This is a genomic window from Corallococcus praedator, assembly GCF_003612125.1.
Taxonomy (GTDB): domain Bacteria; phylum Myxococcota; class Myxococcia; order Myxococcales; family Myxococcaceae; genus Corallococcus; species Corallococcus praedator.
The window spans coordinates 1-14,289 of record NZ_RAWI01000023.1 but is presented as its reverse complement, the minus strand read 5'-3'; the positions used below and the strand labels follow the sequence as shown (position 1 = coordinate 14,289).

Genomic DNA, 14,289 nt, shown 5'->3' with positions numbered 1-14,289 from the left:
CGCTCTCGAAGGGAGGCAACACACCATGACGGCGAAGCTGAAGGCCCTCGCGGCGGCGACGCTGGGTGACCCGCGCTGGCCGTCGGTCGCCACGCGGGATGCGGCGGCGGACGGACGCTTCTTCTATTCCGTGCGGACGACGGGCGTGTACTGCCGTCCTTCGTGTGGCGCCCGGACGCCCCGGCCGGAGAACGTCGGCTTCCACGCGACCACGGCCTCGGCGGAGCAGGCGGGGTTCCGGGCGTGCAAGCGCTGCAAGCCGGGCCAGCCCTCGCTCGCTTCGCGGCACGCGGATCAGGTGGCCGAGCTGTGCCGCTTCATCCAGGGCGCGGAGCAGCCACCAAGCCTGGAGGCACTGGCGGACCGCGCCGGCCTGAGCCCCCATCACCTGCACCGCGTGTTCAAGGCCGTCACCGGGCTGACGCCCAGGGCCTACGCGGCGGCCCACCGGGCCGAGCGGATCCGCACCGGCCTGACGCGACGCGGCTCCGTCACCGAAGCCATCTACGACGCGGGCTTCAACTCCAGCGGGCGCTTCTACGAAACCTCCAGCCAGGTCCTGGGCATGACTCCGACGAACTTCCGCGCCGGTGGCGCGAACACTGAAATCCGCTTCGCCATTGGCGAGTGCACCCTGGGCCCCATCCTCGTGGCCTCAAGCGACCGGGGCGTGTGCGCCATCCTGATGGGGGAAGACCCCGACGCGCTGGCGAAGGACCTCCAGGACCGCTTCCCCCAGGCGACGCTGGTGGGCGGGGACGCGGCGTTCGAACGACTGGTGTCGCGGGTGGTGGGCTTCGTGGAGGCTCCCGGCGTGGGATTGGATCTGCCCCTGGACGTGCGCGGCACGGCGTTCCAGCAACGCGTGTGGCAGGCGCTGCGGGAGATTCCGGTGGGCACCACGGCGAGCTACACGGACATCGCGGAGCGCATTGGCGCACCGAAGTCGGTCCGGGCGGTGGCGCAGGCCTGCGGCGCGAACGCGCTGGCGGTGGCGATTCCCTGCCACCGGGTGGTGCGCCATGACGGGGCCCTGTCGGGCTACCGCTGGGGCGTGGAGCGCAAGCGCGCGCTCCTGGACCGCGAGGCGAACCGATGAGGACCCGGGGTGCGTTCGCGCCATCCCCGGTGGATGGAATCGCGACCCGCGTGGGGACGGTGGATTGGGGCGCGGTGGAGCAGGAGTTGGATGCGCGGGGCTGCGCGACCATGGAGCGGCTGCTCACCGCCGAGGAGTGCGAGGCCCTGGCGCTGCTGTACGACGTGGAGGGGGCGTTTCGCAGTCGGGTGGTGATGGCGCGGCACGGGTTCGGGCGGGGGGAATATCAGTACTTCGACCATCCCCTGCCGGAGGTGGTGTCGGAGCTGCGCACGGCGCTGTACCCGCGGCTCGTGCCCATCGCGAACCGCTGGAACACGGCGATGGGCATCGACGTGCGGTATCCGCAAGCGCACGCGGAGTTCCTCGCGCGCTGTCACGCGGCGGGACAGGTGCGGCCCACGCCGCTGCTGCTGCGCTACGGCGCGGAGGACTACAACTGCCTGCACCAGGACCTTTACGGGGAGCATGTCTTCCCGCTCCAGGTGGCCTTCCTGTTGTCGGAGCCGGGACGGGACTTCACGGGCGGTGAGTTCGTGCTGTCGGAGCAGCGGCCCCGGATGCAGTCTCGACCGGAGGTCGTCCCGCTGCGACAGGGGGACGCGGTCGTCTTCGCGGTGCATCACCGTCCGGTGCAGGGCACGCGGGGCACCTACCGCGTCAACCTCCGGCACGGCGTCAGCCGGGTGCGTTCAGGGCAGAGGCACACCGCGGGCATCATCTTCCACGACGCGGCCTGAAGCACCTGCGGCACGGAAGGTTCCTCAGCGAACGGAGGAGCAGGACAGGGAGCACAAAGTGTTCACCTGGAAGGCGCCCCGATTAGGCTCGCCCCATGAAGTTTCTAGGCGAACTGGATGATGTCTCCCTGGGGCGGACGCAGCGGTGCAACCGTCGCCTCACGGACCCGAACCGCCTGCAGGCGATCCGCGACACCGGGCTGCTGGACACGCCCCGGGAGGAGACCTTCGACCGCCTCGCACGCCTGGCGGCGGAGCTGCTCGACGTCCCCCTGACCATCATGTCGCTGGTGGACGCCGACAAGCAGTTCTTCAAGGCGGACTTCGGCCTGCCGTCCCCCTTCCGGGAGACCCGGACACTGCCGATCGACGCCTCGCTGTGCCGCTACACGCTCGAGGGAGACCCCATCATCTCCTCGAATGCGCTCAATGACCCCTTCCTGAAGTTCCATCCTTCGACCGGGCCCTGGGGCATCGTCGCCATCATCGTGCTGCCGTTGATCAACCCGGACGGCCACGTGCTGGGGACCTTCTGCTGCATCGAACCCAAGGTGCGCGAGTGGACCCCGAGGGACCTCAAGGTGATGCGGGAGCTGACGACGTCCATCATGACGGAGATCAACCTCCGCAATCAGATCCAGAAGCTGAAGACGGAGCAGAACCTGCGGGAGACGTTCGTCGCGGCGCTCACCCATGACCTGCGCACGCCCCTGACGGCGTCGAAGCTGAGCGTGCAGCTCCTGGGAAGGCGCCATGCGGACCTGCCGAGCGTCCAGACCTCCGTGGCGCGGGTGAGCGCGAGCCTGGACCGCGCGGAGCGCATGATCCAGAACCTGCTGGACGCGAGCCGGATCAAGGCCGGCAAGCGGGTGGCCCTGGATCTGGGGGAATGCGACCTCCACGCCATCACGACCCAGGCCCTGGAGGAACTCGCGGCCGTCTACACGGAGCGCTTCGTCCTGAAGGCAGAGGGCGTGTTCAAGATGAAGGCGGATCCGCTCGGGCTTCGCCGCATCGTCGAGAACCTGGCCTCCAACGCGGCGAAGTACGGCGCGCCGGGCACCCCGATTGAAGTCCTGCTCGCCCAGAGTGGGAACCGTGTGACGCTCCAGGTGAGGAATCAGGGCACCCCCATCGCCGAGCACGAGCAGCAGACCATCTTCGAGCCCTTCCACCGCACGCGGTCCGCATCGGAGAGCGCGGAGAAGGGCTGGGGGCTCGGCCTGCCGCTGGTGAGGGGACTCGCCGAGGCGCACGGTGGGAGCGCCACCGTGACGAGCTCCGCCGAGGACGGGACCTGCTTCACCATCATCCTCCCGCTCGAGGCGACTTCGCGGGAGCCGCACGCGACCCTCGCGGATTTCGCGCGCATTGAAGCGAAGGAGTTCACGGGCTTCCGGAGCTGAGCACGAGCGCCCACCGCGGGCGCGAGACGCCTCCCTGAGTCAGGGTGCGCGTCCGTGATTGTGAAGCATGGCTTGAAGGCCCATTGCGTCGGTCGCGTCTATTTCCCGACCGGCGCCGGGCGTATTTCTTCCTGACAGCGAGGCACGAACGCCCTCGACTCCAAGGAAGGTTCACCGTCATGCCGATCTCCCGTCGCTCCGTCCTGGGGACCTTCGCAGCATTGGCCTCGCTCCCGGTCCTGGGCCAGGTGAAGACAAAGACCCAGGCCCTGCGGATCGGCGTCATCGGCGCGGGGTGGCTGGGGGGCACCGTCGGCCAGATCTGGGTCCGGGCCGGGCACGAGGTGCTGTTCTCCTCCCGCCATCCTGACGAGCTCGTCTCCCTGACCCGGCAGCTCGGCCCGCGCGCTTCGGTGGGCACGCCACAGCAGGCGGCCGAGTTCGGCTCCGTCGTGTTGATCGCCACGCCCTACAGCGCGATTCCGCAGCTCGGGCGCGACCTGAAGACGGCGCTGCGCGGCAAGGTGGTCCTCGATGCCTGCAACCCGCCCGCGGGCCGCGACGACGCCCTGGCGCGCGAGGCACAGGCCCACGGCGCCGGCCCCACTTCCGCGAAGTACCTGCCGGGCACGCGGCTGGTCCGGGCCTTCAGCGCCGTCGACGCCACGGCGGTCGAAGCGTCCGCCGGCCGGCAGAGCGGGCTGCTGGCGGTTCCCATCGCCGGGGACGACACCCAGGCCGTCCAGGTGGCGGCACAGTTGGTGCGCGACGCTGGCTGCGAGCCCTTGGTGGTGGGCAACCTGGCCTCGGCCACACGCTTCCAGCGGGGCGGGCCGGGCTTCCGGGCCAACACGACGATGCCGGAGCTGCGTCGCCTGCTCGGCCTGCCTGAAAAGGACTGACACCCCACCGTCGCCGCGTGGGGACAACCGGGGTCCCGGTGTCTCAGCTCCCTACCAGCGTCACGCTCACGGGGGTGACGAAGGGAGCGTCATCGTCCGCGCACATCTTGCGGTAGTCCGCGTTGAAGGTCATTCCAACCTTGGCGTGCGGGGTGTCGCGCCCGCCGGTGCCCTCGGTGATGACCAGCGTGATGGAGCAGCCGAACTTCATGTCTTGAGGAGGGATGATCAAGGAGCAGGAGCCCTGATTCAGGGCAAAGGTGGCCGCGCCCGTCATGGTCGCGGTCAGGGTGCACTCGAAAGGGGCCAGGGAGACGCGCAGGCGATCCGACACGCCCGGTTCCGCGGTCAGGCTCAGGGTGGGCTGGGACTGGACGGGATTCATCGCGTCGCTCGTCACCGGGCTGAACATCGTCATCGTGACGGGATGGGTGCCGGTGACGCTGGAGCGCGTGTCCTGGAGCGGCTCGATGGGACTGTCATTGTCGTCACCTCCACCGCAGGCGGAGCAGAGGAGGCAGACGGCGGCGGAGGACGTCAGGGCAAGCGGACGGAACATGGGCGGGCTTCCTGGGTACGCCCATACGACGGATGGGCGTCAGGCGTTGGAGTGGAGACGCAGGGACTCGCCCTCCCGCTCAGCAACTGCAGGTGTTGAAGATGTTCTGGTATTGGTATTCCGTGTGCGTGTAGGTCCCCGCCTCGTTGAAGCACACGCGGTAGCTGGACTGCTGGTTGAAGCGGCCGCGATAGTTGTAGCGCCGGGCCGTCTGACCCAGCGGGCAGGACGGGGCGGCGCCCTCGATTCCTCCCCCACCGACGAGGGATTCGGGGTCGCCCTCCTTCGCGTACGGTTCACAAACCCAGTAGTAGCCACATGACGTGGTGGCACCACAGGAGGTCGTGCCCGTGTTGGTCCAGGTGGACCAGGTGCCACAGGAGCCCAGCTCCGCCTCCACCGTGGCCAGCGCTTCGGCCTCCTCGGCCGCGGCCTCCTCGGGCGTCATCGCCCCGCCACAGGCCGTCAATGCCAGACTCGTGCACACCAGGGTGAGCGCTCGCAGCCACAAGGTTCCAGACTTCATGGACGACTCCTGGGTCCGGTACAGGGCTCCCGAATGAAGCCCGACCTTCCGACCTGGAATCATGCCAGCCAGGACATCCCCGCCAAGCCAGTCCGGGCCTGAAGGGCCCGTCCCGCCGCCTGGAAGTATTGTGCAGCGGACGTTTGTGGAAGCGCCGCGCCTGGCCCGAGGCGGACCTCTGGCTTTGAAGCGCAACCCCAACAGAAAAATAGAAGTTCGGGGCAACGACCCGGTTTCCTTCCCGGCTCCGTATTCGCAGGGGGGACGGCCGGAGCACGAAGGCCCTTTCCCACACAACACGATGAGGGGATGGGTATGTCGAGGATCAAGGCAGCGGTGTGCGGTGTGGCGCTCGTCATGGGTGCGCTGAGTGGGTGTGGGGACCCGGCTCTGGAACCCGTAGTCACGGAGGCCGCGCACGAGGCCGCGGTGAAGCTCCACCTCGCGCAGGAGGACCTCATCGCCGGCGGTCCGCTGGCCCTGCGGGTGGAGGTCGCGAGCCCGGTTGCCACCACCGCCACCGTGGAGCTGAGCGCTCCCGAAAGTCTGGCGTTGGAGCGCCGCACGCTGACGGTGGACCTGGCGGCGGGCGAGACGAAGTCGGTGTGGGTGCGCGGGCACGCGCCTCGCGCGGGCTTCTTCTCCGTCACCGCCGTGGCCCGGGCTGACGCATGGGGACGGCCCACGTCGCACCTGCTCGGCCTCAACGCGCACCGGCCCGGCGAGACCGTCCTCGCACCCGTCACGCAGACACTCACCGAGCACCTGTCCGGAGTCCCCCGGGTGCGCTCCGCCGAGGAGCTGGCCCGACTGGACGCCGAGGACGTGCGCGCGGCGGCGCGCGGCGGCGGACAGGACACGTCGCCCCGCACGGTGATGCTGGATGGCGTCACCTTCCCCCGAGGGGATGGCACGCGCTCCGCCCCCGTGAGCACCGTGATGACGGTGCTGCCCGACACCGGCAGTGGCGCCCCGTCTCGCGTCGACCTGGAGGCCGCCTCCCGCGTGGCGCCGTCCGGCGAAGTGCAGGCGAAGGGCTTGGGCTGCAACGCCAATGGCGACGCGGCGTCCGTGCACGTGGGCCTGTCGTACCAGGGGCGCTGGCAGGACGTCCGCAACACCCGCGTCACCGTCTATGACGAGAACCCCGCCCTGCCGAACACCCAGGTGGCCACGGGCTACACGGACGCCTCGGGCTGGTTCCACTTCCGCAAACCCACCTGCGATTACGGCGCCCCGTGGGACATGTCGCTCGCGGACCTGTTCTTCGTCGTCGAGACGGAGGACCTGTACTCCATGGGCGTCTACTACATCCTCACGCCCTACAGCGGCACCCACAGCGTGCGCACCGGCACCTTCTGGGATACCAGCGGCACGACCTTCTCCGTGAACCTGGCCGCAAGCAACTCTCCCGCCGAGCAGGCCCTGGGCGTGCTCAACCTCATCCAGCACGCCGAGGAATTCAACGCGTACGCTGGCGGCACGGGAGGTTCCTACTTCTCGCTGCGCGTGGCCTGGCCCACCCACGTGCCCTTCACCTCCGTCTCCTTCGCCACGGTGTCGAAGCTGGAGCTGGTGGAGCAGGACTGGGCGGATCCGTTCACCGTCTGGCACGAGTTCGGCCACGAGCTGATGTACTTCACGACGTCACCGGTATCCTGGTACTCGGCCTATGAGCTGGGAGCGCTCGCCATCACCTTCCCGAGCTTCGCCTACGGCAGCCACTTTGGGACCGAGCAGCAGCACCCGGAGCTCGCGTACAACGAGGGTTGGGCCAGCTACTTCGGTGCGCTCCTGGCCCAGTGGCACGGCTACCCGGTGGGCGGCAACCTGAGGAACTTCGCTACGACGATCACCGGTTGCAACGGTGCGGGCTGCACCTATGGCGATGCGGGCACGGTGTGGGCGAACGGCAACGAGAACGAGATGCGCGTGTCCACCTTCCTGTATCGCTACAACGTGGAGGTGCTGCAGGCGGCCTACGGCCTGGGCCCCCGCGGCGCGTTCGGCAGGATGCGGGAGCGGCTCTTCTACGTGGGCCGCTACGACGTGGACATCCACGAGGCGTGGGAGTGGTGGCTCCGTCCGACCATGCCCCCCGGGTGGGAGTGGACGGTGTCTCAGATTGCCTCCGACACCTTCATGGACACCGGCCGCATCCCGTAGCGCTCACCCTCAAGCGGAGATGGCTCCCACCGGCGGAGTGGCCCGCGCTGCTTGCGATGAGCGCGCGACGAGCTTCCCGGTGACGCCCTTGGGAAGCACGACGCCGAAGAAGAACCCCTCTTCGAAGGGCTCCGTCGAATCGACCTGGGCCTTCGCACGCGCGGCGATGGTCGCCAGCGCCGTGCGAAGGAACACCATCGCGAAGTCCCCGCCCACGCACGCGCGCGGGCCCCGTCCGAACGGGAAGAAGTGACCGCTGCCCAGCGGATCCCGGGCCGCGCCGCCGTCCAGCCAGCGCGCGGGGTGGTACGTGTCCGGCTCCGTCCAGTGGGCCGGGTCCCGGTGCAGGTGCTGGTTGGAGATCATGATCATCGCGCCCGCGGGCAGCGTGACGCCCGCGAGCTGCGCGTCCTTCGACGGCGTGCGGGTGAAGACCCGGACCGCCGGCAGGAGGCGCAGGGATTCGAAGGCGCAGGCCTCCGCCCAGGGCGCATGGCCCAGCTTCTCGAACGTCAGCGGCCCGTCCCCCAGCGAAGCAGCCTCCTGCGCGAGCCGTGCCTCCGCCTGGGGATGCTTCTGGAGCTGGTGGAACGCCCCCACCAGCGTGACGCTGGAGGAGAAGGCGCCTCCGTAGAAGATGCCGCCCAGCAGGTGCGCCAGCACCTGGTCATCAATCCCAGGCGTCTCGCGCAGCGTCCACGACATCACGTCCACGCCCTGGGGATTCGGGTTCTTGCGCGCGGCGCGCACCCGGTCCGCGAACTGGCCATAGAAGCGCGCCTTCGCCTCGTCGAAGCCCTTGGGCGGCGAGACGAACTTCAATGGCAGCTTCGCCTGGATCCGGGCATCCGCGCCCTTCGCCAGCAGCATGAAGTCGTCGAACACGGAGGTCGGAAGCCTCTCCCCCACCGCCGCCACCGCGAAGGCGTCGAAGGTCAGCTTCCGCATCGCGGTGGTGTAGTCGATGGAGGGCTCCTTCAGCAGGGCCTCCACGGACTCCACGATGGACCGGTGCATCGGCTCCACCTGGGCGGCCAGCCACTTCGGGGACCAGGGCTGCTCCATGGGCTCCAGCTTGCGCTTCTGGGCCCAGTCCCCGCTCAGCTTCGCGATGAAGACCGTGTCGTCCGTCACCGTGGGCCGGATCTGCTCGCTGATGTTTCCCTTCTCGAACTCCATCCGGCGGGGGGACTCCAGCACCTCCGCGATGATCGCGGGGTCGTTGAGCACCACGCCGGGGCTGGGCCCCATCCAGATGAGCGTGACACCGCCGTACTCGCGGCCATACCGCGCGCAGACGTCCCAGGGCTGGGGCCCCAGGAAGTCACCCGCGGTGCCGAGCACGCCGGGCTGCGGCCCGGGGAGTGAAGCGAAGGGCTTGCGCCTGGAACCGAAGAACAGGTTGAACAGGCCACGAGAAAGCAGGTTGGGCATGGGCATCTTCTCCAGACGTCTCAGACGGTGATGCCGCAGGGGATCCGGTCGGACTGCAGGACCGTGTAGGGCACTTCGCACTTCTCGTTGCGAGCCTTCACCGCGTCGCGCTGGGCGCGCAGCCGGGCATGGAAGCGGTCGCGGAGGGCGAGCACCTCCGGCTCCTGGAAATACTCCTCGTACCAGCCGCCCTCGTGGAGCAGGTACTCCTCGTCGTCACCGAAGCTGGAGAGCGCGCGGCCGATGGAGACCTGCCAGAGCATCTGCGACTTGGTGGGAATCATCTCCACGATGTCATCCGGCCCGATGAGGCCCTTCTTCGTCGGAGGCGGCTTGCGCATGCACAGGGGCGCGTTCGGCACGAAGGCATAGTGTTCGTACTGGAGGTAGTTCACCGCCGCGTGCTGGACGCTGACGGTGAAGAGGACGGTGGTGAGGATGTCCACCAGGTCCGCGACGCGCTTGAGCTCCGTGCAGGGCAGCTTCTCCACCGACATGCCGTGCGAGATGAGGTCGGCCCACCAGCGCTGCATCTCGACGTCGTTCATGAGGTCCGCGTCGGACTTGTAGAAGTGCCCGAGCACCCCGCCGACGTATTCCTCGAACGCGTCCCACAAGGGCAGCGCGTCGTCCCGGTACGGGTAGTGTGGGAGCACCGCTGGATCCATCACCCCGCGGCGCTCGATGTCCTGGCGCGGCTTGTTGTCCGTCAGCTTCCAGCGCTGGTAGCCCTTCTTGCCCAGGAACACGTGGCCCTTGTCGGGGCCGCCGGTGGCGATGATGTCGTCGAACACGCCGCCCTCCGCGAGCAGGCCCCTTCGGGCGCCATCGTTGATGGCGAGCGTGTACCGGAAGTGCCGGCGCAGCAGCTTGTAGACAGGGTGGGGGTCCGGGAGGTTGCGCATCGTCGCCATGACGAACGGCTCCGCGATGAAGTGCGTCCGCAGCGCGTGCCCCACCATCTGGTGCGTATTGCCTTCGCTGCACCGGACGTAGATCTTCGCGGCCAGCCAGTCATATTGGCTGTCATTGGGCGTGAACACCGGATCCTTCTCCGGGTCCCGGCCGAGCTGGATGGCGATGGGCCGCAACTGCCGGGTGTCGTCCAGGTACAGCAGGCAGCGGGACGCGGGCGACCAGCGCCGCTCCTCGACGCCCTTCTCGTCCACCTTCTTGAACATGGGCACGTCGTCCAGGATCTCGAAGTCGAGCAGGAAGATCCGCTTCGACGCGAGCGCCTGGGCCAGCGAGGTGCCCGGTGACAGCAGGCCGTGCAGGTCTCCGTCCGCGAGCGGCAGGCCCTGGGGCAGCGCGGTGATGGACTGGATGTGGACGGGGGTGATGCCCTGGACGGCCTGCCGGGCGAACTCGTAGTCGTCCTTCCACCGGTTGGCGAGCTGGGGCAGCTCGATGCCCTTGAAGAAGTCGAAGATGTCCACCAGGCCGTTCCACGCCTTGTTCAGCAGGGGCATGTGCAGCTTGATGGCCGCCAGCGTCTTCGCGATGACCACCTCGTAGCTGCCATCCACGAGGCCCCGGTACAGTTCATCTTTCGGGAGCGGCTTCGCCTCGCTGATGTCGAGCGCCCCGGGCAGCCCGGCGGTGGCCTCGGGCGCACGCCAGCCGTACATCCGCTGGCGTGCCTGGAGCTGCTCCTGACGGGCGGACGCCGCGCGCTCGTGCTGCTCCTGATGCGCCATTCGCGCCGTGCCTTCGAGGACCTCCACGGTCGCCCTGCCCAGCACCCAGCGGTGGTGGGGGAAGAACCAGCGCTTCTCTCCCGCGGTGACGACGACATTGTCGAGCAGCCAGTCGCTCGCGACGCCATTGCCGGTGTTCGAGAAACGGAGAAGCAGCAGCTCGCCCAGGTCGCGGGTCTGGAGCGGATAGGAGTCCTGCGCTCCGGCTTCGAAGTCATTGTGGAAGCGCTTGTCCAGCGGGTGTGAGTCGCTTTCACCCTGCGTCCCAACCAGCACGACAGAGATGTTGGCGTTGGTTCCCGCACCGAGCCGCGAGTTCGTGCGAATCGTTAGCGTGTAATCGACAGTCATGGAATCCCCCACTAGCACGGGGACACACCGTATGGCGCAAAAGCGGGCTGGACAAGCCGTGATACCCTCCAGGGTGCGATGACACCCGCCCCGAACAGCCTCTGTCACGGACCCGAATCCACGATGCCCTTCGGTGCGATGTCTTGCATTGAGGTCCGCCGTCAATGAGCACCGTCTGGCGCCGAATCATCGCGTCCCTGGGCCTCAAGTCCCGAAGCCCCGAAGCCGACCTCCTGGAGCCGGACGAGCTGGCCCGGTGGTACGCGGGGCTCGACCTGAAACAGCGGCTGGCGGTGAGCCGGAACCTGGCTTCGCGCGTGCGTGCGCCGCGTGCGACAAGGGATCCAGCCACCCTGCCCGCCGTCGCCAGGGGCCGCCTGGTCTTCGAGCAGGACGGTCCCCGGGGGCCCATTGCGCTGCACCACCTCAAGGTGGAGTTATGGGACCGGGACTTCGGGACGCCGGACGACTTCCTGGGCGAGGGATTCACGGATGCGGACGGGGCCTTCGCCATCCGCTACGACCCGGCCGACGCGGGTGAAGGCGACCTGCCGGACCTTGAGCTTCGCTTCTTCGAGCCCCAGCACACGTTCCGCAAGGACGGGCGCGTGGTGGAGACGTGGCGGCGCATCGGTTCGGAGCGGGGCCCGGACGACCACGGCGGGCTCCAGTACGACTTCGGCACGGTGCGAGTTCCCTACTGGGAATACGACCCGGCGTCACCCCTGGCGCGGTTGCTCGTCGTGGAGGAAGGCACGCCACCGACGGCGTATGCGCCGGGACGTTCCCTGGCGATGCTGAAGGCAGTCGCGCCCATTGAACTCATCAAACGGCAGCACCAGCTCCAGGGACGGCTGGGGCAGGCGCCGAGTCTGGCGAAGATTCAAGCGGACTATCCGGAGTCGACGACGGCCCGGATGGAGCGGGAGTCGCCGGGCTCCACCCGGAGTGATGCCTATTTCGGTGAACGCCTGCTCAACGGCATGTTCTCCAGCGTGATGGACCGGGACCCGGAAGCCCCCGGGGATGCCCAGGCGTTCCGGCTCTACCTGCCGTGGAATGCGTATGAGCAGGACGGCCGCCACTGCCTGCCGGATGTGGACGTGAGGCTGCGGCTGGTGGAGGGAAGGCTGCTGCCCGTGCGCATCATCCTGGGGATGCGGGAGCCAGGAGCGACGGCGCCCGGTTCACCCGTGACACGGCGGACCTTCACGCCCACGGACGGCGCGGATTGGGAGGCAGCCAAGCGGATGGCGCGGGTGAGCGCGACGCTGGACGTGGAGTTGGGCAACCATTTGGGGCAGTGCCATTTCAACGTCGAGCAGTATGCCATTGCCGCGCACCGGAACCTGCGACGCAATCCCTTGCGCTGGCTGTTGATGCCGCACCTGCGGGAGGTGGTGTTGATCAACCACTCGGCCAACGGGTTCCTCGTGGGGTCGACTGGATACATCACGCGCTCCAGTGCCCTGACGGAGCGGGGTATCAACAAGCGGCTGGAACACCTGATGGGCAGTTATGACTGGAAGGGCTTCGCGCCCGCGACGCCTGTCTGTGAAGGGCACCGGTATGCAAAGGCCGGACAGCTCTTCTGGCGGCTGCTCGGGGAGCACATCGACGCGTTCTTCGCGGAGCACGGCACGGAGTTGGAGGCGCAGTGGAATGAGGTGCGCCGGTTCTCGGACGACCTCGTGACGCATTCGGTGCCTGCCTTCGTGTGTCGTTATCTGCGGGCGAAGGTGCCGGGGAAGGAGGCACCGTGGTTCGTGCGCTCGGAGCGCATGGACCTGGACGCGAAGGCCGCGGAGCCACCGCCCAAGGCCGTGAGCGCGGTGACGCATACGGATTCGCCCCAGCCCGGGGAGGTGGAGGCGCTGAAGAACCTCTGCCGCTACGTCATCTTCTTCGCGACCTTCCGGCACGCCTGGGCGAACAACCTCCAGTGGGAGGACGCGGGCGAGGTGCTGTATTCGTGTCTGGGGCTTCGCTGGGGCAAGGGAGGCGCGCTGTCGACGGAAGAGGACCTGGACGTGGCGCCGGAGCCGGATGAGGCGACGGAGATGCTGTGGATCTCCTGGATGCTGTCCAAGACGAACTACGGGTTCATCCTCTCCAATGAAGAAGAGGACGTGCATCCCCGGCTGCTGGAGCTGCTGCGGGCCCACGCTGGAGAGTTCTCAGCGCTGGGCCTGGATGTCCGGACGGTCAGCTCCCGCATCAACATCTGAGCGGTTTGGACAACCGCGCTCAGTACGTCCACGGGAAGCGCTTGAAGTCGCGCTTCCGCTTCTGGACGAATGCGTCCCGGCCTTCCTGCGCTTCCTCCGTGCCGTAACCCAGACGCGTGGCCTCTCCCGCGAAGAGCTGCTGGCCCACGAGCCCGTCGTCCGGGAGGTTGAAGGCATACTTCAGCATCTTGATGGCCGTGGGGCTCTTGGTATTGATTTCCGCCGCCCACTGAAGCGCCACCTTCTCCAGGTCCGCGTGCGGCACCGACGCGTTGATGGCATTCATCTGGAACGCCTCGTCCGCCGTATAGGACTGTCCCAGGAAGAAGATCTCCCGCGCCCGCTTCTGCCCCACCTGCCGCGCCAGCAGCGCGGACCCGTAGCCCGCGTCGAAGCTCGCCACGTCCGCGTCCGTCTGCTTGAACATGCCGTGCTCCTTGCTCGCGATGGTCATGTCACACACGACATGCAAGCTGTGCCCGCCTCCCGCCGTCCAGCCCGGCACCACCGCGATCACCACTTTGGGCAGGAAGCGGATCTGCCGCTGCACCTCCAGGATGTGCAACCGCCCCAGCCGCGCCGGATCCGCCGCGTCCTCCCCGGGCTCGTACTTGTAGCCATCCTTGCCCCGGATGCGCTGGTCCCCACCCGAGCAGAACGCCCACCCGCCGTCCTTCGGCGACGGCCCGTTGCCCGTCAGCAACACCACGCCCACGTCCGTCATGAACCGCGTGGCCTCCAGCGCCCGGGCCAGCTCGTCCACCGTCTTCGGACGGAACGCGTTGCGCACCTCCGGCCGGTTGAACGCGATGCGCACCGTGCCCTGGTCCACCGCGCGGTGGAACGTGATGTCCTTGAACTTGAAGCCTTCCACCGGCTGCCAGCGGGACGCGTCGAAGAGGTCCGAGACCATGCGCAGTCTTGCTCCGAAAATAGGGGGAGTGAACGGGCTGGCACCCTACCAGTTTCCCGCTCGAAGACGCCCGCGCTACCGTGCGCGCCATGCCCACGAGCCTGCTCGTCATCCATGTCCATGTGCACGTGCTGCCCCAGCACGTCGACGCCTTCCTCCAGGCCACCCTCGCCAACGCCAGCGCCAGCGTGAAGGAGCCCGGCATCGCCCGCTTCGACGTCTGCCAGGCTGTCTCTTATGCACATCTGACGCTGCCGACGAACTC

General features: G+C 68.2%; 12 protein-coding genes. 7 read left to right on the top strand and 5 right to left on the bottom strand.

The genetic code is table 11. The features are described 5' to 3' along the window. The first annotated feature begins 25 nt into the window (after positions 1–25). The 4 genes from ada to D7Y13_RS05105 all read left to right on the top strand — a co-directional run bounded on the left by ada (position 26) and on the right by D7Y13_RS05105 (position 4,147). Positions 26–1,099, top strand: a complete 1,074-nt coding sequence (ada, locus tag D7Y13_RS05120) for a bifunctional DNA-binding transcriptional regulator/O6-methylguanine-DNA methyltransferase Ada (protein WP_120532214.1) — start codon at positions 26–28, stop codon at positions 1,097–1,099. Further along, positions 1,096–1,839 carry a 2OG-Fe(II) oxygenase gene (locus D7Y13_RS05115; protein WP_120532213.1) on the top strand — a complete coding sequence of 248 codons (744 nt, stop codon included), beginning with the start codon at positions 1,096–1,098 and terminating at the stop codon, positions 1,837–1,839. The genes ada and D7Y13_RS05115 overlap by 4 nt, the downstream gene beginning before the upstream one ends. 95 nt (positions 1,840–1,934) lie before the next feature. Next, the gene (locus D7Y13_RS05110; RefSeq protein WP_120532212.1) at positions 1,935–3,245 is read left to right on the top strand and encodes a GAF domain-containing sensor histidine kinase; all 1,311 of its coding nucleotides are present in this window, start codon (positions 1,935–1,937) and stop codon (positions 3,243–3,245) included. A gap of 179 nt (positions 3,246–3,424) precedes the next feature. Continuing rightward, positions 3,425–4,147, top strand: coding sequence for an NADPH-dependent F420 reductase (locus tag D7Y13_RS05105; protein WP_120583067.1), 723 nt, complete (start codon positions 3,425–3,427; stop codon positions 4,145–4,147). A gap of 43 nt (positions 4,148–4,190) precedes the next feature. Here D7Y13_RS05105 and D7Y13_RS05100 read toward each other — a convergent pair whose 3' ends face one another. Together D7Y13_RS05100 and D7Y13_RS05095 are read right to left on the bottom strand one after the other, a co-directional pair. Next, a complete protein-coding gene (locus D7Y13_RS05100; protein WP_120583066.1) occupies positions 4,191–4,706 on the bottom strand; it encodes a hypothetical protein in 516 nt (171 codons plus the stop codon). Between the two features lie 79 nt (positions 4,707–4,785). Continuing rightward, positions 4,786–5,232 (bottom strand): hypothetical protein, encoded by a 447-nt coding sequence (locus tag D7Y13_RS05095; RefSeq protein ID WP_147444254.1) that lies wholly within the window; start codon positions 5,230–5,232, stop codon positions 4,786–4,788. A gap of 315 nt (positions 5,233–5,547) precedes the next feature. Between D7Y13_RS05095 and D7Y13_RS05090 the strand changes: the two genes are divergently transcribed. Beyond that, complete coding sequence (locus tag D7Y13_RS05090; RefSeq protein WP_120583065.1) at positions 5,548–7,398, top strand: transthyretin-like family protein; 1,851 nt, start codon at positions 5,548–5,550, stop codon at positions 7,396–7,398. Positions 7,399–7,407: 9 nt separating this feature from the next. Here the strand turns inward: D7Y13_RS05090 and D7Y13_RS05085 are convergent, their stop codons facing one another. Together D7Y13_RS05085 and D7Y13_RS05080 are read right to left on the bottom strand one after the other, a co-directional pair. Next, positions 7,408–8,832: a cytochrome P450 gene (locus tag D7Y13_RS05085; protein ID WP_120583064.1), complete on the bottom strand. Its 1,425-nt coding sequence runs from the start codon at positions 8,830–8,832 to the stop codon at positions 7,408–7,410. 20 nt (positions 8,833–8,852) lie between these two features. Then, complete coding sequence (locus tag D7Y13_RS05080; RefSeq protein WP_120532206.1) at positions 8,853–10,883, bottom strand: lipoxygenase family protein; 2,031 nt, start codon at positions 10,881–10,883, stop codon at positions 8,853–8,855. A 164-nt stretch (positions 10,884–11,047) separates the two neighbouring features. Here D7Y13_RS05080 and D7Y13_RS05075 point away from each other — a divergent pair, with 164 nt between their 5' ends. Then, a complete protein-coding gene (locus D7Y13_RS05075) occupies positions 11,048–13,111 on the top strand; it encodes a lipoxygenase family protein (RefSeq protein ID WP_120583063.1) in 2,064 nt (687 codons plus the stop codon). Positions 13,112–13,130: 19 nt separating this feature from the next. On the opposite strand, the gene D7Y13_RS05070 is transcribed toward D7Y13_RS05075, so the two are convergent. Further along, positions 13,131–14,024 (bottom strand): 1,4-dihydroxy-2-naphthoyl-CoA synthase, encoded by an 894-nt coding sequence (locus tag D7Y13_RS05070; RefSeq protein WP_120532204.1) that lies wholly within the window; start codon positions 14,022–14,024, stop codon positions 13,131–13,133. An 89-nt stretch (positions 14,025–14,113) separates the two neighbouring features. On the opposite strand from D7Y13_RS05070, the gene D7Y13_RS49920 reads away from it, so the two are divergent. Beyond that, positions 14,114–14,289, top strand: a 176-nt coding sequence (locus D7Y13_RS49920; RefSeq protein WP_500683179.1) for a putative quinol monooxygenase, incomplete at its 3' end; no start/stop codon positions are given.

What these genes read in the sequence shown, in the direction of transcription:
- D7Y13_RS05115 (WP_120532213.1), top strand. Translation starts at nt 1,096, where the DNA reads ATGAGGACCCGGGGTGCGTTCGCGCCATCCCCGGTGGATGGAATCGCG.
- D7Y13_RS05085 (WP_120583064.1), bottom strand. Translation starts at nt 8,832, where the DNA reads ATGCCCAACCTGCTTTCTCGTGGCCTGTTCAACCTGTTCTTCGGTTCC.
- D7Y13_RS05095 (WP_147444254.1), bottom strand. Translation starts at nt 5,232, where the DNA reads ATGAAGTCTGGAACCTTGTGGCTGCGAGCGCTCACCCTGGTGTGCACG.
- D7Y13_RS05100 (WP_120583066.1), bottom strand. Translation starts at nt 4,706, where the DNA reads ATGTTCCGTCCGCTTGCCCTGACGTCCTCCGCCGCCGTCTGCCTCCTC.
- D7Y13_RS05080 (WP_120532206.1), bottom strand. Translation starts at nt 10,883, where the DNA reads ATGACTGTCGATTACACGCTAACGATTCGCACGAACTCGCGGCTCGGT.
- D7Y13_RS05090 (WP_120583065.1), top strand. Translation starts at nt 5,548, where the DNA reads ATGTCGAGGATCAAGGCAGCGGTGTGCGGTGTGGCGCTCGTCATGGGT.
- D7Y13_RS05075 (WP_120583063.1), top strand. Translation starts at nt 11,048, where the DNA reads ATGAGCACCGTCTGGCGCCGAATCATCGCGTCCCTGGGCCTCAAGTCC.
- D7Y13_RS05105 (WP_120583067.1), top strand. Translation starts at nt 3,425, where the DNA reads ATGCCGATCTCCCGTCGCTCCGTCCTGGGGACCTTCGCAGCATTGGCC.
- D7Y13_RS05070 (WP_120532204.1), bottom strand. Translation starts at nt 14,024, where the DNA reads ATGGTCTCGGACCTCTTCGACGCGTCCCGCTGGCAGCCGGTGGAAGGC.
- D7Y13_RS05110 (WP_120532212.1), top strand. Translation starts at nt 1,935, where the DNA reads ATGAAGTTTCTAGGCGAACTGGATGATGTCTCCCTGGGGCGGACGCAG.
- ada (WP_120532214.1), top strand. Translation starts at nt 26, where the DNA reads ATGACGGCGAAGCTGAAGGCCCTCGCGGCGGCGACGCTGGGTGACCCG.